Here is a 20,610-nt window from a genome sequence, read left to right as displayed (position 1 = left end):
GGCCGCCACACAGTGTGGCGGGGCCCCTCGACTTGTTTCGCATCGTTTTGACTTGTTTCGCGTCGTTTTCGCGCGCGCCCCTCGCGGGCCGGTCGCCTCGCCTTACGGGGCGAGCGGCGGGCGGTACGTCATGTCGCCCGGGCCGCCCGGGCCGCCCGGCTGCTGCGGCCGCTCCTCGCGGATGACCTCGCCCTGCACGACCTTGCCGTCGGGGTAGTGGATGCGGGCCTGCGTGAAGGCGTCGGCGAAGGTACCCGCGGGGGCCGCGGCCATCTTGCGCTTCAGTGAGCGGGTCGCGCGGCGGCCGATCCACGCCCGGACCGGCGGAAGCAGGCAGAGCAGGCCCGCCACGTCGGAGAGCAGGCCGGGCATGATCAGGAGCAGGCCCGCCAGCATGGTGAGGCCGTTGCCCTGGCCGGGCTGCTGCGCGGTGGGCTGCCGGCCCTGCTGTGCCTGCTGGAAGGTGTCCGCGAGGTTCTTGAAGGCACGCCGCCCGGCCCGCTTGATGACCACCACGCCCAGGATCATCCCGCCCGCGAGCAGCGCGGCGACGGCGAGCCCGCCGGCCGCGCCGGCGACCAGGCTGAGCAGCCAGATCTCCAGGATCAGCCAGGCGGCGACCGCCAGGGGGAGGAACGTACGGGCGGGGGAGCGCCGCCGGGGGGCCGTCGATGTGGGAACGCCGGTCGTCATGCTCCCAGTGTGCCCGGGTCCGAGTAAAAGCGGCCTCAGCCGGCGGTACCGGACGTCCCCTGGGGGCCTGCGGGCCGCTCCCGGGCGGTCAGTCCCGGCCCTTGTCCTTGTCCTTGTCCTTGTCCGCGCCCTTGCCCGGGAGCAGCTTGGCCGCCTGGGCCTTGAGGCCCCACTGGGTGACCCGCCACAGGGCCTCCACCACGATGTCCTTGCTCATCTTGCTGTCGCCGAACTCACGCTCGACGAAGGTGATCGGGACCTCCACCACGCGGAAGCCCTTCTGCACGGCCCTGCGGGCCAGGTCGACCTGGAAGCAGTAGCCCGCGGAGGCCACCTCGTCCAGGCCCAGGCCCTCCAGGGTCTCGCGGCGGAAGGCCCGGTAGCCGCCGGTCACGTCGCGGATCGGAACGTTCAGCATCAGCCGGGAGTACGTCGACCCCCCGCGCGAGAGGATCTCGCGGCTCTTGGGCCAGTTCACGACCCGGCCGCCCGGCACCCAGCGGGAGCCCAGGACCAGGTCGGCGCCGGCCAGCGCGGTGAGCAGGCGGGGCAGTTCCTCCGGCTGGTGGGAGCCGTCGGCGTCCATCTCGACGATCACGCCGTAGCCCGCGTCCAGGGCCCAGACGAAGCCGGCCAGGTAGGCGGCGCCGAGCCCCTCCTTGCCCGTGCGGTGCAGGACGTGCACGTGGTCGTCGCCGGCCGCCAGCTCGTCGGCGAGCTTGCCGGTGCCGTCGGGGCTGTTGTCGTCCGCGACCAGGATGTGGGCCTCGGGCACCGCCGCGCGGACGCGGCCGACGATCAGCCCGATGTTCTCCGCCTCGTTGTAGGTCGGAATGATCACCAAGGCTGTACCGAGCGGTCCGTAGGTCCGCTGTCCGCCGTCGCTCACTGAGTCCCCTTTTGTGCTCTTGCACGTCCTGTACGTCTGGTCGCAGAGGATGACTTTAGAACAGCGGTCGGGGCCAGCGGTCCTTCGGGCCGGTCGGACTCCCGCTGGCTGCGGGCCGCCGTGACCGTTGTCTACTGGACCGCCGGGCCCCGACACCGGGGCCACCCTCCCCCAACCATCCATGGGGGTGCCCCCACCGGCGAAGCCTTCCGTCGCCCCCGAGGCGCGGGCGCGGGTGAAGACGGATCCGTCCGGCACGGACGTCCTGTGGTGAACCCGGCCGAACCTATCCGGGTCCGGGCGCCCGTACCGAGCCCGGGCGCACCGGATCACCCCTGTGGGCGTACGAATACCTCCCGCCCGCCGACCACGGTGGCCAGGCACACCGGCAAGTCCGCGCCGGGGGTCAGATCGGGCAGTCCGGGGGTGCCGGAACGGGGGTCCGTGGACCAGCGGGCGACCCGGTCGTCCGGGGCCTGGACGACCAGTTCGGCGCTCTGCCAGACCGCGTAGTCGGCCGGGGCGCCGGGGATCAGGACGCCCGCGTCGTCGCGGCCGAGCGCCCGCCAGCCGCCCCGGGTGTGGGCGGTGAAGGCGGCCCGGACGGAGATCCGGTGCTCGGGGGTGCGGTGGAAGGCGGCCGCGCGGACGGTGCCCCACGGGTCGAGCGGGGTGACCGGCGCGTCCGAGCCGAAGGCCAGCGGGACACCGGCCTTGAGCATGGCCGCGTACGGGTTCAGGGTGCGGGCGCGCGGGGCGCCGAGCCGGTCGGCGTACATTCCGTCCTCGCCGCCCCAGGCCGCGTCGAAGGCGGGCTGCACGGACGCGGTCAGGCCCAGCTCCGCGAAGGCGGCGATGGTAGTGGGGGTCATCATCTCGGCGTGCTCGACCCGGTGCCGGGCGGCGCGCACCCGCGCCAGGCCGACCTTCCCGGCGGCCGCGCGGACGCCCTCCACGACGGCGGTCAGCGCCGCGTCGCCGATGGCGTGGAACCCGGCCTGGAGCCCCGCCTCGGTGCAGGCGGCCACGTGCTCCGCGACCGCGCGCGCGTCCAGGTAGCCGGTGCCGGTGTGTGCGGCGTCGGCGTACGGGGCGTGCAGGCAGGCGGTGTGCGAGCCGAGGGCGCCGTCGACGAACAGGTCGCCCGCGGCCCCGACGGCCCCGAGCGCCTTGGCCTGGTCGAGGTCCCGGTCGGCCCAGTACCCGAAGACGCGCGGCCCGGGCCGCTCCCCCGCCAGCGCGAGCAGGCCGCGGAAGTCCTCGGCGGAGGAGATGTCGGGCCCGCCGCACTCGTGCACGGAGCCGATGCCGAGCGAGGCGGCCCGGTCCAGGGCGGCCCGCTGGGCCTCGGCGCGCTGGGCGGGGGTGACGGCGGCCAGGGCGGCGGCGCGTACGGCGTGGTGGGCGTCGCGGGTCAGCGGCTCGTCGCCGTCCGGGGTCACACCGGGGACGAGGTCCAGCAGGGCGGTGGTGACGACGGCCGAGTGCACGTCGATGCGGCTCAGGTAGAGCGGGCGGCCGCCGGCGGCCTGGTCGAGCTCGGCGCGGCGCGGGGCCCGGCGCTCGGGCCAGCGGGCGGCGTCCCAGCCGTGGCCGAGGAGCACCCGGTCGGCCGGGCGGCTCGCGGCGTACGCGCGTACGAGGTCCAGCGCGGCGGGCAGGGAGCGCGCCCCGGAGAGGTCCAGCCCGGTGAGGGCGAGACCGGCTGAGGTGGTGTGGACGTGCGCGTCGGTGAAGGCGGGCGTGACGAGCGCCCCGTCGAGGTCGACGACCTCGTCGACGCCCTGCGCGAAGGCGTCGGCCGCGCCTTCGGAGCCGACCCACGCGACGTGGCCCCGCTCGACCACCATCGCGGTGGCGAAGGGGTCCGCGGGGCTGTGTACCTCGCCCCCGCGCAGGAGGACGGTCCTTGTCGGTGCTCCGGCGGCGTCGGCGGAGGTGGCGGTGCGGTCAGTCATGGTGACCAGTCTCGCGCGTCCCTGCGGTCCGCCCGACCGGCGGGTCCCTCCGAGGCGCCTACACCCGGGGCGGGCGAGCCTCGTAGGGGGTGGACAGGACCACCGTGGTGCGCGTCGAGACGTGTGCGAGGGCACGCAGGCGGCCCAGCAGGTCTTCCAGCTCCAGCGGCGTGGCGACGCGGACCTTGAGGATGTAGTTCTCGTCGCCCGCGACGCTGTGGCAGGCCTCGATCTCGGGCACGCCGGCCAGCCGGTCGGCGATGTCGTCCGGAGCGCTCGGGTCGAACGGCTTGACCGAGATGAAGGCCGTCAGCGGCAGCCCGACGGCCTCGGGGTCGACCACGGCCGCGTAGCCGCGGATCACCCCGCGCTGTTCCAGCCGGCGTACTCGCTGATGGACCGCCGACGTCGACAGTCCGGTGGCCTTGCCCAGATCCGTGTAGCTCATCCGCCCGTCCCGCACGAGCAGATCCACGATCTGGCGGTCCAGCTCCTCCATTGCGCTCATAGCCGCTCAACCTAAGGCCCAAGGGCATCCCAGGCACAGTGCTGTCCGCCCACTGGAGGCATCTGCGGCGGGCATGTGACCAAGGCCACAAGGGTATGCAGGCGTACGCGGGCCCGTCGTGGTTACTCGTGCCGCGCGACGGGAAGTGCTTGCTGTGGCCGTGGCCGAAGAACCTGCCCGCCCGGCCCACCCAAGGGGGAGTACATCCATGCAGAACACCACGCGCGCCGGTCGCATCGAACCGGAGCCCCTCGAACCCGTCGGTTCCGAGGACGGCGATCACCTCGAATACCTCGATGACGGCGAGGGCTTCGAGATCCACCACGCCGTCTGCCCCGACTGCGGCCAGTCGGTCGCTCTCGTCGCCGACGAGGAGCATCTGCCGCAGCACGCGCTCTGCCTGACCCCGTGGAACCCTTTCGGTCTCACGGTGTGCGCGGGCACCGGCCGCCCCGTCTGCGACGCGCTGCCCACCGTCGGCACGATCCAGCCGGTGGAGGCGCAGGAGCTGGAGCCCGTGGTGCTCCTGAGCCTGCCCCAGGGGCTCGACTGGCGGACGCAGCCCTTCTCGCACGTCGGCGGTCCGGGCTCGCGTCCGGTGCGCATCGTGAGCCCCGTGCCGCCGCAGACGCGACGGCAGCACGCGCAGGCGGCCTGACCCGGCCGTCCGCCGGGCCTACTCCCAATACGTTCCCTGCACCATGGCGGCCAGGCCGGCGTGGTGCAGGATCAGGCCGTCCGGATCCGCGGGGATCTCGACCTCTCCGAAGTACGCCTGCCGGTAGGCGATGCGCAGCATCACGATCCCGTGCCGCAGGGCCGCGTAGAGGGTGTGGAACTCCATGTCCCGCGGGGTGTGGCCGGTGAGTTCGGCGTACCGCCGCTCCAGGTCCTCACGGCGCAGGAAGTCCGGCAGGCCGGGCTGGCCGAAGCCGACGGTGAGGTCCTGGAAGAACCGGTGGAGGTAGACGGTCCAGCCGAGGTCCACCTCGCGCGGGGCGTACGCCGCCATCTCCCAGTCCAGGACGGCGGCCGGTGTGAAGCCGTCGTAGACGACGTTGCCGATGCGGGCGTCGCCCCAGTTGAGGACGGCCGGCCCCTCGTCCCGCGGCCACAGCTCCTCCAGGCGGGCGAACGCCCGCTCGATGAGCGGTGACGGGGCCAGCCCGCCCACCACCCAGGCGTAGTAGGCGCGTTGGGCGTCGACGTGACGGCGCAGCGGGCTCCCCTCGCCCTTCGGGAGCAGGAACTGTGCTTCCTCGCACGGGAACTGGTCGTGCAGGCGGGCCAGCAGGGAGATGCTCGCTTCCTGGAGCTCGGCGCGCTCGGCGTCGGTCGCGGCGTGCAGCCAGTTGCCCTCGTAGGTGTAGGGCATGACGTCCGGCGGGACCCGTCCGTCGGCCCGGGCCATCACGAAGAACGGCGCCCCGAGCGGCCCGGGGTCCTCCTCCAGCCACTGCACGCGCGGAACGGGCAGGTCCGTGTGCTCTGCGACCAGGCTCATCACCCGGTGCTGGCGCGGCATGTCGTACGCCGGGAAGACGGTGTAGGCGGCCGGGTCGGCGGCGAGCCGCAGCGCGCAGGCGCGGAGCGGGGTGTCGGGGTGCTCGATGTCGAAGAGCAGGGTCTCGCTGGACATGCCGTTGGAGCCGGGGACGGAGACGTTGGTGACCTGCGCGCCGGGCAGTCTGGTGTCCAGCCAGGCGGCGAGGCGCCGGCCGAGCTCTTCGGGCTCCCGGGTGGAGGTGCGCGGACGCGGAGCGGTGGCCATGGGTACCCCTTTCCTACTGGGCGACGGAGGAGTGGTCGGCGAAGCCGCTCGGGTCGTGGCGGCCGAAGCTGCCGTGTTCGAAGATGCCGTGGCCGGTCTGTCCGTCGAGGGTGAAGCGGGCCGAGTGGTCGGTGACCCCGAAGGCGGCCATGGGGTGGGCGGAGGGGTCGGAGAGGTCGTAGACGCGGCGGTCGGTCCAGCCCCGCCCCTGCCAGGTGCCGTGCTGCCAGTCGGCGGCGGGCGGGTAGCCGGCCCCGACTGCGAGCGGGGAGGAATTCAGGATCTCCACGCCGAGTTCGAGGGGCCTTCGGGCCGGGTCGGTGAGGTGGACGACGGCGCTCTCGGGGTGGCGGCTGCCGGGCCGGTAGCGGATCTCGGTGTGCGGCCAGCCGAGCTGCACGTCGTGGCGGCCGCTGCCCTCGGGGAAGACCTGGACCGCCTCGCTCAGGGTGCGGTGGCCGTCGGCGTCCTCCTGGGCGATGACCATGAGGAAGCGGTCCTCGAAGCGGACGGGGATCCAGAGCCAGTGGAAGCCCTCGGGCCGGTATTCCTCGGCGGCCCGGCCCCCGTCCTCGCCGGGGATCGGCCGCACGCCCCAACTGCGGTCGCGGGTACCGGTCCACTCCCCCGGTGAGACGGTGAACTGCTCGCCCCCGGCCCGGATGACACCGCTCACGCCGCCGGCCTGGACGAACCGGCGTCCCTCCAGCATGAGGCGGTCGCCGCGCCGCTGGATGTGGTGGGGCTCCCAGACGGCGGGGAACCCGGCGGTCCAGGTGACGTCGTACGAGAGCCCGTCCGGGTCGGCGGGGTCGGCGGCGCAGCGCAGGGTGAGCTGCTTGAGCGGGGTGTCGACGGTGATGCCGAGCGGGCCGACGGAGAGGTTCATCCGGTCGTCGGTGAGGGCGTCGGAGGCACGGACGGCGAGGAGTTCGTCGCCGACGCGGAGGGTGGCGTAGGCGTCGATGACCCCGGCGTTGGGGTAGACGCCGAGGCCGAGGATGAGGACGGCTCGGCCGGCGTGGTCGAACACGTGGAAGATGCAGCGGTCGTAGGCGTTGCGGTCGCCGCTGACGAGGTGCTTCATCGACAGGGGCGCCTGGTGGATGGGGTATTCGTCGAGGCCGATGGGCCGGTCGGCGGGCATGGCGGACCTCCGGGGCGGGGCGTGCGGGACAGATTTGACGGTACGTCAGATACTGGCCCCGAGACCAGAGGTATGGCACGGACTGACAGGGTGGCAGGGGATGCCGCGGGGAGGCGGGGGCCCCGGCCGGGAGGGGCGGGAGGCGGGGCTTCGGGAAGCGGGAGGCCCGCTGGACGGCATCAGGGACGGGGCAGGGCGGGGCTGGGGCTCCCCGTCCGTCCTCGACAACCCCCGGGGCGGGCCGGTCGGTCAAGGGTGGAGCGTCGCGACATCGCGACGTGACGCGACGGGAGGGGAGGGAGCGCGCTTGCGGGCAGGCCCGGCCCGACCCGACCCGGAAGGCGAGGGGCGGACGGGATCCCCCAGCCCCGCGCGGGGACAGCAGCCCACCCGCAGCCCCGCCCGCCCCGCACCCGCCCCGCCCGTGACCCCACCCCGGGGACCCCCTCGAACGGATCCCCGGGGCCGGGAGGCGATTACCCGGGGGCTCCGTGCCGCGTTGCCCCGGCATGACCACGGTTGAGACTTCCACGCCACGGACGGGACGCCGTCGGCGGCCGACGCCGCCCGGTTACGAAGAATCGGTTCAGCTGGGACCCCGGCAGCATTTTCCCGATCCGCCCATCTACAGCGCGCTGATCGCCCGCTGGGCGGAGGACGGCCTGACCGTGCCGGGACGGCGGGACCCGGAGTGGTCCCGGATCAGCGCCTCCCCGATCTGGCCCAGCGGCCCGTTGTTCGGGAGCTGACCCGGCGCGCGAGCAGCCCCGCCGCCGCTCGTGCGGCGGTCCGGCGGAGAGCGCCCGGCGCCCGGGGGCGGGGCTCCGGCGGCTGAGCGGTCTTGAGCAAGTGCGTTGCGGTTGGCGCCACCGCCTCGGCTCGTCTCACTGGCTCGTGTGCGCGTGTGAGCGCGCGTGAGCGCGTGTGCATGCTCTGCAACGGTGACGCCCCTCGGCGCGCCGACCCGAGGTTGCTTGCCATACGGGTCGACCCGTATGGTAAATCGTATGAGCTCCTTCCCGTCCTCCAGGGGACGTCCCAGGGACCCCCGCTCGCACCGGGCGATCGTCAGCGCGGCCACAGAGCTGGTGGCCGAGGTCGGCTACGCCGCGACATCGATCGGGGCGGTGGCCGCCCGTGCCGGTGTCGGCAAGGACACGGTCTACCGGCGGTGGCGGGGCAAGCCGGAGTTGGTCTTCGAGGCCGTGTTCACGACCACCGACCATGCTCCGGTACCGGACACCGGAACGCTGGCCGGGGACCTGACCGCACTGCTGCGGGGCCTGGTCGACGAGTTCCACGCACCTTCCGCCGCAGCGGCCCTCCCGGGACTGCTCGCCGACTTCGCCGCCGACCCGGTGCTGAAGGCGCGCATCCGCAGCGACTTCCTGGCCCCGTCCAAGGAGCGGCTGCTGATCGTCTTCGAGCGCGCCGTGACGCGCGGGGAGATCGCGGCCGACACGCCCGTGGATCTGGTCCTGGACACGCTGGCCGGAGCCGTGTTCTTCCACATCGGCCTGATCGGGGAACACCCCGACCCCCAGCTGGCCGGCCGGCTGGCCGCTGTCATAGCCAAAGGAATCGAGATCCGATGAACGGCTGGCTTCTCGCAGCAGGCATCACCGCGTTCGGTGTGGCCGCAGCTCACATCGTCGGCGGGCACCGGGATGTGGTCCGCCCGCTGCTGTCCTGCGGTCTCGCGGACGAACCCAAGCGCGTCCTTCATGCCGTGTGGCACATGGTGAGCGTCGACCTGGTGCTCTCCGCAGCCGCATTGGTCTACCTCGCGCTGGCGGCCGACACGTCAGCGACCGGCCTGATGGCATGGTTCGTGGCCGCGCATTTCGTCGCGTACGCCATCGCCTTCCTGGTCGTCACGCTGTCGGTCGGCTGGCCGAAGCCACTGCTCCGGCTGCCGCAGTGGATTCTGCTCCTGCCGGTCGCGGTCCTGACAGCGGCGGGCGCCGCGTAGCGACAGCCCGGAGCGATGCGGCAGAGGTGCCCACGGGACTGATCCGAGCCGCCGGCGTCGAACTCTTCCGCCTACCGCCGCGCAGCCCCGAGCTGAACGGCATCGGGGGGGAGTGTGGCGCTCGGCGAAGTACGAGGACCACCCCGAGCGCGTCCACACCACCGCTGAAGCGGCCGGCACCGCAGTCGGCCGAGCGCCGAACCGTCGACGGACACGCATCAAAGGATCAGCGGCCAACTTCACCGAAGCCGCTCAGTGCTGTGGCCGGGAAGGTGTGCCGGGTCACGGCGTTCCCCCGGCTACCGCTGGAAGGGGCCCCCAGGTGCGGTGCGCCGCGAGGCGCAGGGCCGCGGCCCGTACCGGACGCAGTGGCGCGGTCCGACAACGCGGCGAGGCACCGCGCCGGGGGCCGCGGCCCGGGGGACCCTGCCGGTCACCGCACTAGCGCGTTTCCGGCCCGGCCAGGTGGCGCGCGATGACCATGCGCTGGATCTGGTTGGTGCCCTCGACGATCTGGAGCACCTTCGCCTCCCGCATCAGCCGCTCCACCGGGAAGTCCGCGGTGTAGCCGTAGCCACCCAGGACCTGGACCGCGTCCGTGGTGACCGCCATCGCCGCGTCGGTGCAGAACAGCTTGGCCATGGCCGCCTGCCGGGAGAACGGCTGGCCCGCGTCCCGCAGCCGCGCCGCCGCGAGGTACAGCGCCCGGCCGGCCTCGATCTTGGTGGCCATGTCGGCCAGCATGAAGCGCAGCCCCTGGAAGTCCGCGATCGGGTGCCCGAACTGCTTGCGGTCCAGCGCGTACGTCAGGGCCTCGTCCAGCGCCGCCTGGGCTACGCCGATGGCGCAGGCGGCGATGCCCAGGCGCCCCGCGTCGAGCGCGGCCAGGGCGATGGTGAAGCCCTGCCCCTCCTCGCCGATGCGGCGCGAGTCCGGCACCCGTACCCCGTCGAAGTGGAGCTGGGCGGTGGGCGAGCCCTTCATGCCCATCTTCTTCTCGGGCACGGCCGCGGTCAGGCCGTCCGCGTCGCCGGGGACCAGGAAGGCCGTGATGCCCTTGGGGCCCGCGGCGCCGGTGCGGGCGAGGACGGTGTAGAAGTCGGCGACGCCGCCGTGGGTGATCCACGCCTTGGTGCCGGTGATGATCCAGTCGTCGCCGTCGCGCACCGCCTTGGTGGTGAGCGAGGCGGCGTCGGAACCCGCGGCCGGCTCGGAGAGGGCGTAGGCGCCCAGCAGGCCGCCGCCGAGCATCGCGGGCAGGTGGGCGCCCTGCTGCTCCTTGGTGCCGTAGCCGGCCAGGCCGTGGCAGGCCAGGGAGTGCACGCTGACGCCGAGCCCGACGGTCAGGCGGGCCGCGGCCAGCTCCTCCAGGACCTGGAGGTAGACCTCGTACGGCTGCTCGCCGCCGCCGTATTCGCCGGGGTACGGGAGGCCGAGCAGTCCGGCCTCCGACAGCAGCGTGAAGATCTCGCGGGGGAACCGCCCGGAGTCCTCCTCCTCGGCGGCCACGGGGCGGATCTCCCGCTGTGCGATCTCGCGTACGAGGGCGAGGAGGTCCCGGGACTCCTCGGTGGGCAGCTGTCGGTCCACCGGCTGCGGGGCGCGGTCTGTCATGGCGGCGCTCTCCTCCCTGGTCGGGCACGGCGGCGGCGCGTGAGGTGTGGGACGCGACGCCGGGTCTCGGTGCTCTCACAGCCGATGCTGCCCTCCCGGATCACGGAAGGGGCTGTTCAGTGGCTGCGGCGGCTTGAGTATGCCCGATCAGGGGCTTCCCGTCACCGGGGCAAGATCACCGAGCTGACCGGACGGCCGTTCGGGGGCGGGAGGTGCCGGGCACTCCGGGACGAACTCCTCGATCACGGTCAGCGTCGCCCGCAGCTGGCGTACGAGCAGGGCGCCCAGTTCGGCTCGGCCCGGCTGGCCGGCCGCGTCCTCGACGAGGCCGCCGATCCACTCCAGGGTGATCCCCTCGACCGAGGAAAGCCAGCCCACCAGCGCGAGGCGGGCGACCGGCGGGAGGGTGCGGCGCCCGTACGCGCCTTCGGCGATGGTGGCGACCAGCTCCTGGCGGACGGCGTCGCGGATGGCCAGCACCTCGGCGTCGGAGCCGACGCCGCCGGTGACGATGGTGCGGTAGGCGGCATGGTGGTGCTCGGCGTAGGAGAGGTAGCCGTCGATGGTGCGGCGGACCCGTTCGGCGCCCGGGAGGTCGGTCTCCCCGCCGGCGCGGGCGACGAGCTCGGCCACCGAGTCCTCGACGATGGCGAGGTAGTAGCCGCGCTTGCTCTTGAAGTAGTAGTAGATGAGCCCCTTGGCGACGCCCGCCTGCTTGGCGATGTCGTCCATGGACAGCGCGTCGTACGAGGTGTCGGCGAACAACTTGCGCCCGATGGCTATGAGTTCGGCCCTGCGGACCTGCGAACGCTCGGTCGAGCCACGCTGTTGACTAATATTCAAATCCGGCCCTAGCCTCGAACTGCCACAAGATGTCTGAAGTATGGCAGCACTTCCCCTGCGCACCGGACGACGTACGAGGTGGAAGGCCCCGGCCGGGGTGGGGGCACCACGCGCCACGGTTCGCGGGACGGCCTCGCGAGAGCTTCCTGCCGCGGGCCCGCGCGTACGTCTCCCTGCACTCCCCACTGCTGCCAGCGCCGTCGTCCGTGGCGACGAACCCGGGCGGGTTCCCGGCCGGGACGGCGCTCGGCATCGCGGGGGCGCGCCCCGGCGCTCGGCCTTCGCCCGGACCCCGCCGTCCGACGAGGAGGCGGGCGACGAGGAGGCGGGCGAGGAGGACCCGTACCGGCAGGCCGCGGACGTCGGCGGACCGCGGACGCGGGCCGCCACGCTGCCCGCGGGGCCGTCGGCGGCGCTGGTGACGGGCGGCCCGCCCGCGCGAGCGGCGGGGTCAGCCGACGGCGGCGCACACTCCCCCGACCGTCACCACCCCGCTCGTCGCGCCCCTGGGCCTCGCGCTCGCGGGCGTCGCACAGGTGCCGACGACGGACGTGACCGGCGGGCGGCGGGTCAGCCGGTGGTCACGCGGATCTTGGACTGGCCGTGTCCGAGCCGCTCCCAGTCGTCCATGAAGCGGGCGGTGAGGCCGTGCTTCGCGGCGAGGTCGACCAGGGTCTCGGTGCGGTAGTAGAAGTCCTCGCGCAGGACCTGGTGCTCGGCGCCCTCGGTGCGGTCGAAGGTGAAGTCGAACCAGCCGCCCGGGGCCAGTACGCGCTCCACGTGTGCGAGGCACTCGTCGATGATCTCGATCGGCGAGTGGGAGAAGACGCTGTGGGCGTGCACGACGTCGAAGTGGCGCTCGGGGAGGAAGTCCAGGGTGAGGTCCCGGGTGATGGTCAGGTGCGGCAGCTTGGCCTGGAGGCCCTGCCTGGTCAGGGTCTCCTTGGCGGAGATGAGGATGTCGGGCGAGATGTCGATGCCGTAGTAGCGGCCGGTGTCGAGGTGCTCGATGAAGCGCCAGCCGGCCCGCAGGTTGCCGCAGCCGATGTCGAGCATGCGGTGGGCGGGCGTGAGACCGTGCTCCACCAGGTAGTCGAACTGCATCCGGCCCAGGGCCAGCCAGCGTTCGTGGGTCTGGCTGCCGACGGCGGCCTCGGGGTTGCGGCCGGTGTCGGAGGCCATGACGGCGCGGTAGTAGCCCACGTGGTCGGGGTGCTTGTGGCGCAGCCAGGCGTCGCGGGCGGCGCGGCGCACGTACGGGGCGATGCGGGTCGGGTTGCTCAGCGCGTAGCGGACCTTGTGGGTGACGCTGGTGCGGTCGGCGTGAAGGTTCTTCTTCGTGGCCATGGGGGTTCCCCTGTGGGTGGCGGGCGGGAAGCGGCCGGACGGTCAGACTCCGGCGCGCTCGGTTGCGGCGGCGTTGCTGGTGGGGGCGGCGACGGTCGCGGCGGTGCGCACCGTCGCGGTGGGGCGGCGCAGGACGTACAGGACCATGGCCACCAGTGCGGCGGCGACGCCCAGGTAGAGCGCGGTCTCGATCCACTGGAAGGTCCAGAAGTCGCTGCTGGGATGGACCTTGTGGTAGCGGGCGACGAAGCCGTGCTCCGCCATGCACTGCCGGAGCTCCTCGCCGGAGGTCTGGCAGACGGGGGTGTTGATGTCGTGTTCCCGCCCGTCGGGGGTGAGGTAGCCGAACTCGCCGGTGGACCAGGCGCTGCCGACCCTCTTCTTGGGCGTCATGCCCGGGGTGATGCGCGTCTCGGGGTCGGTCCAGCCGGTCCGCAGGAGCCGGGTGACCACGGTCGCCGCGGCGATCGCGGCGAGGGTCACGGCCATGGCGGGCAGGGTGCGGCGGACCAGGAGCCCGACGGCCGTGCCGACGGCGAGGCCGAACAGGGCGCAGGCCACGGAGGCGGGTCCGGTCGCGTTGTAGATGTAGGCGTCGTACCAGTAGAGGCCGTCCAGGGTGTTGGAGACGGGCGACCACCACCAGGCGACGAGCGCGGCGATCTGGAGGGAGGCGATCACGGCGAAGACCGCGGCGAGGCCGAAGCGGGCGGCGAACCAGCGGCGGCCGCTGACGCCCTGGGTGAGGGCGAGCTTGAAGGTGCCGGTCTCCATCTCGCGGCCCAGCAGCGGAGCGCCCCAGAACACGCCGATGAGGGCGGGGAGGGCGAGTCCGAGGGTGCCGAGGGCCCTGATCGAGTCGGTGCTGCCGTTCAGGACCATGAAGGTGCCCAGGCTTTCGCAGCCGCCGTTCCAGCCCTTGCAGGGGACGAAACCGTAGTCGTCGATCAGGGCCATCATCCCGGAGCGCATGTACGCGACCCAGGCCGTGACGGCCAGGAGCAGCAGGGTGCCGACGCCGATCATCAGTCGCTGCTGGCGCCAGGCCAGCCACAGGACGCCCCTCACGCGGCCGCCTCCGAACGGTCGGTGCGCGCGGCCCCCGGGGCGCGCAGGTGGGCGAGCAACAGGTCCTCCAGGGAAGGGGTTTCGCTGATCCAGCGTTCTTCGCCGCCCGGGACGGGGCCGCGTACGGGGCCGCGTACGAGGGCGGTGATCTGACGGCCGGCGGTGACGGCGTGGACGACGGCGCCCCGGTCGAACTCGCGGGGCAGCCCGTCGGTTTCGATCGGGTCCGCGCGGCCGGTGAGCCGGGTGTGCGCGGCGCAGAGCTCCTGGGCGTCGCCGGCGAGGCGTACGGCGCCGTCCTTGAGGAGCAGGACGTGGTCGCAGACGTCCTCCAGCTCGGACAGGACGTGCGAGGACATGACGATGGTGACGCCGCGGTCGGCGGCCTCGGCCATGAGCAGGGCCGTGACGTCGTGCCGGGCCACCGGGTCGAGGTCGGCGAGCGGCTCGTCCAGGAGCAGGAGGCGGGCGCGTTTGCCGAGGGTGAGCGCCAGGGCGACACGGGTGCGGTTCCCGCCGGAGAGGGAGCCGACGCGGCTGGTGAGGGGGATACCTCCGGCCCGCACGAGGCGTTCGGCGGCGGCCTGGTCCCAGCGGCGGTTCAGTTCGCGGCCCAGGCGCAGGGTGTCCTCGACGGTGAACCGCGGGTGGAGCGGCTTCTCCTGGGCGAGGAAGGCCGTGCGTTCGCGAGCCGCGCGGGATCCCGGGGTGTGGCCGAAGACGCTCATGTGCCCGGTGGTGGGGCGCAGCAGGCCGGCCGCGAGCTGGAGCAGGGTGCTCTTGCCGGCGCCGTTGGGGCCGACGAGTGCGGTGACGCGTCCGGCGGGCAGGTCGAGATCGCAGTCCCTGAGGGCGCTGCGGCCGCGGAACTCCCTTGCCAGCCGAGTCGCCTGGAGTGCCGTAGCGACGGTCGGGTCGCTCACGTGGTGTCCTCTCTGCCGGGGGATCCGGAGTGCGGTCCGGGGTCGGGTCCCAGTGCGGGTGCCGGTCCGGGTGCGGGCCCGGGTGCGGGTGCGGTGAAGCTTTCGTCCATGGCGGCGGTGATCAGCGCCGTGATGTCCTCGCGGTCCAGGCCCGCTCCGCGCGCCCGGGCCATCCAGGCCGCCAGGTCGAGGCGCAGCGGCGAGTCGGCGGCCGCTTCGGGGCGGGACAGGGAGCGGCGTACGAAGGTGCCCGCGCCGGGGCGCGGCTCGACGAGCCCTTCGCGCTCCAGCTCCCGGTACGCCTTGAGCACGGTGTTGGGATTGATCGCGGTGGCCTCGACCACCTCCCTGGCCGTGGGCAGCCGGTCGCCGGGCTCCAGGACGCCGAGCCGAAGGGCCTGCTTGACCTGGGTGACGAGCTGTAGGTAGGTGGCGACACCGCTGCGCCGGTCGACGCGGAACTCCATGTCCTCCACCTCATTCCACTAACTGGTTAGTGGAATAGTGCAGAGGTGATCCACTTACGTCAAACCGGCGGGGCGGCGCGGCGCGCCGGAAACGCGAGAACGCCCGCCACGAGGAACGTGACGGGCGTGCGCAAGCGGTGGGACGGGAGGGCGGTTACAGCCAGCCGACCTGGGTGACGAACATGGCGACCACGACCACGAGCGTCCAGCCGAGCACGTGCTCCAGCCAGGCGGAACCGTCCTTGGGCCCGCCGGTGCGGACGAGGTTTCGGACACGGGCGGCGGGGGCGGCGCTGTTGGCGGTCATGGTGTCCAATGTGCCAGCGTTCACGGCTTTCGCGGTAGAGACGATGCTCACTGGTGGCGCCGGTCACGCCACCGGGCCCCGGCCGCTCCGGCAGGTGCGGTGCGGCCGGGGCCCGGCGGGCGTGCCCTTCCGGCGTCCCGGTCAGACGCGTGTCTCGCGGTTGCGGCCCGCCATCGCCGCCATCGCGAGGCCGAGGCACAGGGCCACGGCGCCGGTGATCACGTTGTTGACCACCGTGCGGGTCGTGTCCATCTCGCCGGCGATGGCCCACGGGGCGATGATCGTCCACGCACCGAGGGCGACCGCCGTCCACGCCATCGCGTGGGTGCGCTCGTACGCAGAACCCAGACCGCCCATGCACAGGCAGTACGCCAGGCCCGTGATCAGGTTGTTGATGGCCAGCGGCAGGAGGAGGATGCCGAACCCCGCGATCCACGGCGAGGCGGCCAGGTACAGGCCCGTGACCAGGGCCATTGCCTCCACGGCCTGCGCCGCGGGGGTGGTGGTCACCCGCTCGAAGCGCGTGCGCATCTCTGCGAGGTCGGGGTGGTGCTCGATGCTCGAATGGGTGGTCATGGTTGGCCGCCTCTCCTTGAGAAGCCTTTATCTCCCATTTACCCCATAATGTTCCGCCCATTCGGGCCGTCAGGTCAAAGGTGAATTTCAGAGCACTCCCACCGCCCGCAGTGCCGCGACCTGAGCCGGGCCCGGCGCGGCCGGGGCGTAGAGGTAGCAGACGCCTCCGCTGCCCGATACGACCTTGCCGGACGCGTGGTGGCGCTTGGTGCGCAGCCAGATGTTCTCGAACTCGCGGCGCCGGTAGACGCGGCGCACGGAGGCGTTGTCGGGCGAGTTGGGGTCGTTGGCGACGACGTCACCGGCGGCCGTGAACCCGATGACGGTCATCAGGTGGCCCGCGGTGCCGTAGCCGGCGCCGGTCAGCTCCTCCGGGCGGAAGGACTGGGAGGTGATGGCGGGCACGCCGGCCCGGACCAGGGTCTCCAGGTCGGTGAGGGAGGTGAGGCGGGTGACGACTCCGGCGAGCCCGGGGTAGGTGCCCGCGTAGGCGGCGTTGAAGGGCCAGTTGCCGCAGCCCTTGTAGGCGGCGTCGTAGGTGGAGCGGGCGGCGTGGCACACCTGCGGGTCGGAGTACGCCGGGTCGACCCAGCCCAGTGAGGCGGCGCCGGCCCTGCCGCCCCAGAACTCGATGACCATCTGGGAGGAGGTGGGGCTGCACCAGGCCTCGCCCCCGTTGTCGTATTCGGGGTAGCGCCCGGCGTGGACCTCCTGCGAGTAGCGCGGGACCGTCAGCTCGTGGGCCTGGCCGGAGGGCGGGGAGGCGGGGACGGTGAACCGGTCCGGAACGTCGGAGGCCATGGCGCCGGCCAGCCGGACGGTGGGCCCGCGGCCGGCCCCGGGCCTGCGGTACAACGTCAGGCGCAGCTGCCAGTCGGTGAGGCGCAGGCCCGTGGCCGGGGCGTCGACGGCCAGGGTGTCGGTCCAGACGGTGGACCTGCCGTCGGTCTGGCCGTCCACGGAGGTACGGCGGATGTCACCGTCCCCGGAGGCCCAGCGGCCCATGACGTACCAGGGGGTGGAGGTGCCGTCGCCGTAGGTGCCGCGCAGTTCGGTCTGGATCCAGGTTCCGGCGGGGGTGCGGGCGTTCCAGGAGGCGATGGCCTCGGTGGCGGGCACGGTGGAGCGGTGCACCGGGGAGGTCCAGGTGGCGTACTCCCAGGTGCTCTTCCTCCCGGTGTGCGGGTCGGCGTACTCGGTGCGGCCCGCCGCGGACTCGATCCGCAGGCCGGGGCGGGCTCCGCCGACGGCGGTGGTGCCCTGGTGGTCGCCCGCCTTCCAGTGGTCGTACGAGAACCAGAACCGGTTGTCGACGGTGCGGCCCCCACCGCGCGGAGCCGCAGGGGCGGCGGCCGCGGCGCTGCCGCCGGAGACGGTGGCGGCGGTGGCCGCGGTGGCGACCGCGAGTGCGGCGACGAGTACGGCCCTGCGCGGTGTGGGTGCGGTCATCGCGAGGTTCCCCCAGGGTGGTCGGCGCTTCGATGGACTCACCTTTCCAGTTCCCGGCGGCCCGGCGGCGAAGCCACCGGTCGTGTCGGACCTGTGGCGGGCCTGTCCTACGCTGGTCGGGTGGAGCCGCACCAGTCACTTGAGCCGCTCGCGCGGGAACTCATGGCCCTGCCCCCCTCCCTCGGCCCCGTGCGGCTGATCGGGATCGACGGGCACGCCGGGTCCGGCAAGAGCACCTTCGCGGACCGGCTCGCCGGGGCACTCGGCGACGCACCCGTGCTGCACCTGGACGACGTGGCCACGCACGAGGAGCTGTTCGGCTGGCAGCGGCGGCTGCGCGCCCAGGTGCTGGAGCCGCTGGCCGCCGGGCGGCCCGCGCACTGGGCCCCGTACGACTGGGTGGAGCGCCGCTTCGGCCCGGGGCGGGTACTGGAGCCCGCGCCGGTGCTGCTCGTCGAGGGTGTCGGGGCCGGCCGGCGGGCGCTGCGCCCGTGCCTGGCGCGACTGCTGTGGATGGAGACGCCGCGCGAGCAGTCCTGGGGGCGCGGGCGAAACCGGGACGGGCGTGAACTTGCCGACTTCTGGGACGGATGGGAGCGCGCGGAGCTCGCGCACTTCTCGGATGACCCTTCGCGCCCCTTCGCCGACACCCTGGTACGCCAGAGCGGTACGGGATACGAGTGGTCTTCCGGGGCCGGTGCGACCGCACGAACCGCCTCTTCCCTCACCGAGGGTGACGGACTCCCCCGGGCCTGAGCGGCCCCGGAATTCCGCTCCGCCGGGCCTCCACCGACCCGCTTGACCTGGGGCCCGAAACGGTCGTACGTTCTCAATGCGCGGCCTTCGCGGCCGCCGCGGACACGAAGCCCCCGGTTGTTCCCCCGTGATCGGGGGCTTCGTTCTGCCCCCGGACTCCGCCCGCACGACACCCTCCTCACCCTGAGTCACCGGCCGTGCCCGGGGCGCACACCGGAACCGGCCCCGTCGCGCCCTACGTAAGGTGCGAAACCGCAGGTACGATGCACCCCTGATTTCATCGGCGCAGTGGGCAACTCGCGCGCTCGAAGCGGGGGTTGCCGCGCACCACGGGGGCAGGCTTGTGGGGGACGTGATGGATTTCGGCACGCCGGGCAGCACGCACGCCCCGGCCGAACTCGCCTGGCTTCGCGGGGTCGACGCCTGCACCATGGGCGCCTATCCGCAGGCCGAGGAGGAGTTCCGGGCGGCCGTACGACTCGATCCGGCGATGGCCGACGCCTGGCTCGGCCTGCACGCGTTGCGGGTCGACACCACCAACGCGTTATTGCGCATGTACGCGCACCGGGACCGTTTCGGCGAACAGCGGGCCCGGCACCGCCGGACGCTGAATTCCTGGTACTGGCTGGGCTGGTGGGTGCAGCCGGTGCTGGAGAGCCGGCGCGACCTGCTGCTGGCCCACGCCTCGCACTGGCTGGACGGCCGGCACGTGCCCGAGCTGGACCAGGCGCTGGCCGCGCTGCCTCCGGTGGACACCGATCCCCAGGTGCGCTTCCTGCACGCCTGCCGGGCCTACCTGGTCAAGGACTGGGAGCAGCTGGTGCGGCACACCGAACCGCTGGTGGACGATCCGCTGCTGGGCATCGAGGCGGGGCTGTTCGGCGGGATGGCCCGGGTCCGGCTGGAGATGTACGGGCAGGCGGAGCCGATGCTGTCGGCGGCGCTGATGCGGTGCCGCAGCGAGCAGCCGCAGCGCAAGGAGCTGCGGTACTGGCTGGCGCGGGCGCACGAGGGCACCGGGCGCAGTGCGGCGGCGCTGCCGCTGTACCGGGCGGTGCACCGGGTGGACCCGGCGTTCATGGACACGGCGGCCCGGCTGACGGCCATCGAGGACGGCGACGACACCGACGGCATGGCCGGGATGGCCGACGGGGCGGCCGGGTACTCCGGGTTCGGGAGCTTCGGCGGCCACGCTCCGTCCCCGGCGGGCGGGAACTTCGCGGCGGTGGCGCTGGGCGGCGGGCCCGTCCAGGACATCGCGGCGGACGGCCAGGTCGAACCGGACCCGCTGACCGGTCCGCCGCCGCCCACGGGCCGGGCGGAGGGCGTACGGCGCAAGGTGTCCGTCCCGCCGCAGGGCGCGCCCACGGGGCTGCCGGCCGGACCGCCCGATCCGGAGGCGCTCGGCGAGGCACTGGCGGAGCTGGAGCGGATGGTGGGGCTGGAGCCGGTCAAACGGCAGGTGAAGGCGCTGTCCGCGCAACTGCACATGGCACGGCTGCGGGCGGGGCAGGGACTGCCGGTGCAGCCCCCGAAGCGGCATTTCGTGTTCTCCGGGCCCTCCGGCACGGGCAAGACGACGGTGGCGCGGATCCTGGGCCGGGTCTTCTACGCGCTGGGCCTGCTGGGCGGCGACCACCTGGTGGAGGCCCAGCGCTCCGATCTGGTGGGCGAGTTCCTCGGCCAGACCGCGGTGAAGGCGAACGAGCTGATCGATTCGGCGATCGGCGGGGTGCTGTTCGTCGACGAGGCGTACAGCCTGTCCAACTCGGGCTACAGCAAGGGTGACGCGTACGGGGACGAGGCCCTCCAGGTGCTGCTGAAGCGGGCCGAGGACAACCGGGACCACCTGGTGGTGATCCTGGCGGGCTATCCGGCCGGGATGGACCGGCTGCTGGCGGCGAATCCGGGGCTGTCCTCGCGGTTCACCTCCCGGGTGGACTTCCCCAGCTACCGGCCGCTGGAACTGACCGCGATCGGCGGGGTGCTGGCGGAGGCGAACGGGGACGGCTGGGACGGGGAGGCGCTGGAGGAGCTGCGCAGCATCAGCGCGCACGTGGTGGAGCAGGGCTGGATCGACGAGCTCGGCAACGGCCGCTTCCTGCGCACCCTGTACGAGAAGAGCTGCGCGTACCGGGACCTGCGGCTGGCGGGCTTCGCGGGCGAGCCCTCCCGCGACGACCTGGCGACGCTGCGGCTGCCGGACCTGATGCAGGCGTACGGGGAGGTCCTCTCGGGCCGCGGCCCCCAGGAACGCCAGGAACCGCCGTCGCTGTGACCGCGGCGGTCTGCCGGACCCGTCGTACGGCGGGTCCGGCGACC

19 protein-coding genes and 1 pseudogene are annotated in these 20,610 nt (G+C 73.3%); 5 read left to right on the top strand and 15 right to left on the bottom strand.

Annotation, left to right across the window (positions count from 1 at the left end; translation table 11 throughout):
* Positions 1-102: 102 nt before the first annotated feature.
* The 4 genes from fxsA to ACFCZ1_RS26620 all read right to left on the bottom strand — a co-directional run bounded on the left by fxsA (position 103) and on the right by ACFCZ1_RS26620 (position 4,039).
* Positions 103-693 (bottom strand): FxsA family membrane protein, encoded by a 591-nt coding sequence (gene fxsA, locus ACFCZ1_RS26635; RefSeq protein WP_376680783.1) that lies wholly within the window; start codon positions 691-693, stop codon positions 103-105.
* An 88-nt stretch (positions 694-781) separates the two neighbouring features.
* Positions 782-1,582: a polyprenol monophosphomannose synthase gene (locus tag ACFCZ1_RS26630; protein WP_376680782.1), complete on the bottom strand. Its 801-nt coding sequence runs from the start codon at positions 1,580-1,582 to the stop codon at positions 782-784.
* A 329-nt stretch (positions 1,583-1,911) separates the two neighbouring features.
* The gene (locus tag ACFCZ1_RS26625) at positions 1,912-3,540 is read right to left on the bottom strand and encodes an amidohydrolase (protein ID WP_376680781.1); all 1,629 of its coding nucleotides are present in this window, start codon (positions 3,538-3,540) and stop codon (positions 1,912-1,914) included.
* 58 nt (positions 3,541-3,598) lie between these two features.
* A complete protein-coding gene (locus ACFCZ1_RS26620; RefSeq protein WP_030011705.1) occupies positions 3,599-4,039 on the bottom strand; it encodes an Lrp/AsnC family transcriptional regulator in 441 nt (146 codons plus the stop codon).
* A 217-nt stretch (positions 4,040-4,256) separates the two neighbouring features.
* Here ACFCZ1_RS26620 and ACFCZ1_RS26615 point away from each other — a divergent pair, with 217 nt between their 5' ends.
* Positions 4,257-4,706: a hypothetical protein gene (locus ACFCZ1_RS26615; RefSeq protein ID WP_376680780.1), complete on the top strand. Its 450-nt coding sequence runs from the start codon at positions 4,257-4,259 to the stop codon at positions 4,704-4,706.
* A gap of 18 nt (positions 4,707-4,724) precedes the next feature.
* Here ACFCZ1_RS26615 and ACFCZ1_RS26610 read toward each other — a convergent pair whose 3' ends face one another.
* Both ACFCZ1_RS26610 and ACFCZ1_RS26605 read right to left on the bottom strand, forming a co-directional pair.
* Positions 4,725-5,819, bottom strand: a complete 1,095-nt coding sequence (locus ACFCZ1_RS26610; protein ID WP_376680779.1) for a phosphotransferase family protein — start codon at positions 5,817-5,819, stop codon at positions 4,725-4,727.
* A gap of 13 nt (positions 5,820-5,832) precedes the next feature.
* Positions 5,833-6,966, bottom strand: coding sequence for a hypothetical protein (locus ACFCZ1_RS26605; RefSeq protein ID WP_376680778.1), 1,134 nt, complete (start codon positions 6,964-6,966; stop codon positions 5,833-5,835).
* 1,007 nt (positions 6,967-7,973) lie between these two features.
* Between ACFCZ1_RS26605 and ACFCZ1_RS26600 the strand changes: the two genes are divergently transcribed.
* The gene (locus tag ACFCZ1_RS26600) at positions 7,974-8,561 is read left to right on the top strand and encodes a TetR/AcrR family transcriptional regulator (protein WP_376680777.1); all 588 of its coding nucleotides are present in this window, start codon (positions 7,974-7,976) and stop codon (positions 8,559-8,561) included.
* Complete coding sequence (locus ACFCZ1_RS26595) at positions 8,558-8,938, top strand: hypothetical protein (RefSeq protein WP_376680776.1); 381 nt, start codon at positions 8,558-8,560, stop codon at positions 8,936-8,938. Before ACFCZ1_RS26600 ends, ACFCZ1_RS26595 begins: the two co-directional genes overlap by 4 nt.
* Positions 8,939-9,379: 441 nt before the next feature.
* Here ACFCZ1_RS26595 and ACFCZ1_RS26590 read toward each other — a convergent pair whose 3' ends face one another.
* The 9 genes and pseudogenes from ACFCZ1_RS26590 to ACFCZ1_RS26550 all read right to left on the bottom strand — a co-directional run bounded on the left by ACFCZ1_RS26590 (position 9,380) and on the right by ACFCZ1_RS26550 (position 17,532).
* A complete protein-coding gene (locus tag ACFCZ1_RS26590) occupies positions 9,380-10,552 on the bottom strand; it encodes an acyl-CoA dehydrogenase family protein (RefSeq protein ID WP_376680775.1) in 1,173 nt (390 codons plus the stop codon).
* Positions 10,553-10,699: 147 nt separating this feature from the next.
* A complete protein-coding gene (locus tag ACFCZ1_RS26585; protein ID WP_376680774.1) occupies positions 10,700-11,395 on the bottom strand; it encodes a TetR/AcrR family transcriptional regulator in 696 nt (231 codons plus the stop codon).
* Positions 11,396-11,965: 570 nt separating this feature from the next.
* Entirely contained in the window at positions 11,966-12,742 is a 777-nt protein-coding gene (locus ACFCZ1_RS26580; RefSeq protein ID WP_376680773.1) for a class I SAM-dependent methyltransferase, read from the bottom strand.
* 42 nt (positions 12,743-12,784) lie between these two features.
* Complete coding sequence (locus ACFCZ1_RS26575; RefSeq protein ID WP_376680772.1) at positions 12,785-13,810, bottom strand: transporter; 1,026 nt, start codon at positions 13,808-13,810, stop codon at positions 12,785-12,787.
* Positions 13,807-14,631, bottom strand: a pseudogene (locus ACFCZ1_RS26570) (ABC transporter ATP-binding protein); the annotation flags it as partial. The pseudogene ACFCZ1_RS26570 and the gene ACFCZ1_RS26575, both read right to left, overlap by 4 nt.
* Before the next feature lie 98 nt (positions 14,632-14,729).
* Positions 14,730-15,200, bottom strand: coding sequence for a GntR family transcriptional regulator (locus tag ACFCZ1_RS26565; RefSeq protein ID WP_376680771.1), 471 nt, complete (start codon positions 15,198-15,200; stop codon positions 14,730-14,732).
* A 154-nt stretch (positions 15,201-15,354) separates the two neighbouring features.
* Entirely contained in the window at positions 15,355-15,507 is a 153-nt protein-coding gene (locus ACFCZ1_RS26560; protein WP_376680770.1) for an SCO1431 family membrane protein, read from the bottom strand.
* Positions 15,508-15,648: 141 nt separating this feature from the next.
* On the bottom strand, positions 15,649-16,083 hold the full coding sequence (locus ACFCZ1_RS26555; protein ID WP_376680769.1) for an SPW repeat protein: 435 nt from the start codon (positions 16,081-16,083) through the stop codon (positions 15,649-15,651).
* 87 nt (positions 16,084-16,170) lie between these two features.
* On the bottom strand, positions 16,171-17,532 hold the full coding sequence (locus tag ACFCZ1_RS26550; RefSeq protein ID WP_376680768.1) for a peptidase C39 family protein: 1,362 nt from the start codon (positions 17,530-17,532) through the stop codon (positions 16,171-16,173).
* A 162-nt stretch (positions 17,533-17,694) separates the two neighbouring features.
* On the opposite strand from ACFCZ1_RS26550, the gene ACFCZ1_RS26545 reads away from it, so the two are divergent.
* Both ACFCZ1_RS26545 and ACFCZ1_RS26540 read left to right on the top strand, forming a co-directional pair.
* Positions 17,695-18,288: a uridine kinase gene (locus ACFCZ1_RS26545; RefSeq protein ID WP_376680789.1), complete on the top strand. Its 594-nt coding sequence runs from the start codon at positions 17,695-17,697 to the stop codon at positions 18,286-18,288.
* Between the two features lie 355 nt (positions 18,289-18,643).
* Positions 18,644-20,566, top strand: coding sequence for an AAA family ATPase (locus tag ACFCZ1_RS26540; RefSeq protein ID WP_376680767.1), 1,923 nt, complete (start codon positions 18,644-18,646; stop codon positions 20,564-20,566).
* Positions 20,567-20,610 lie beyond the last annotated feature (44 nt).

It is taken from the genome of Streptomyces sp. NPDC056224 (assembly GCF_042267665.1).
In the GTDB taxonomy this organism is placed as follows: domain Bacteria; phylum Actinomycetota; class Actinomycetes; order Streptomycetales; family Streptomycetaceae; genus Streptomyces.
This window is presented reverse-complemented; position numbering and strand designations above follow the sequence as displayed.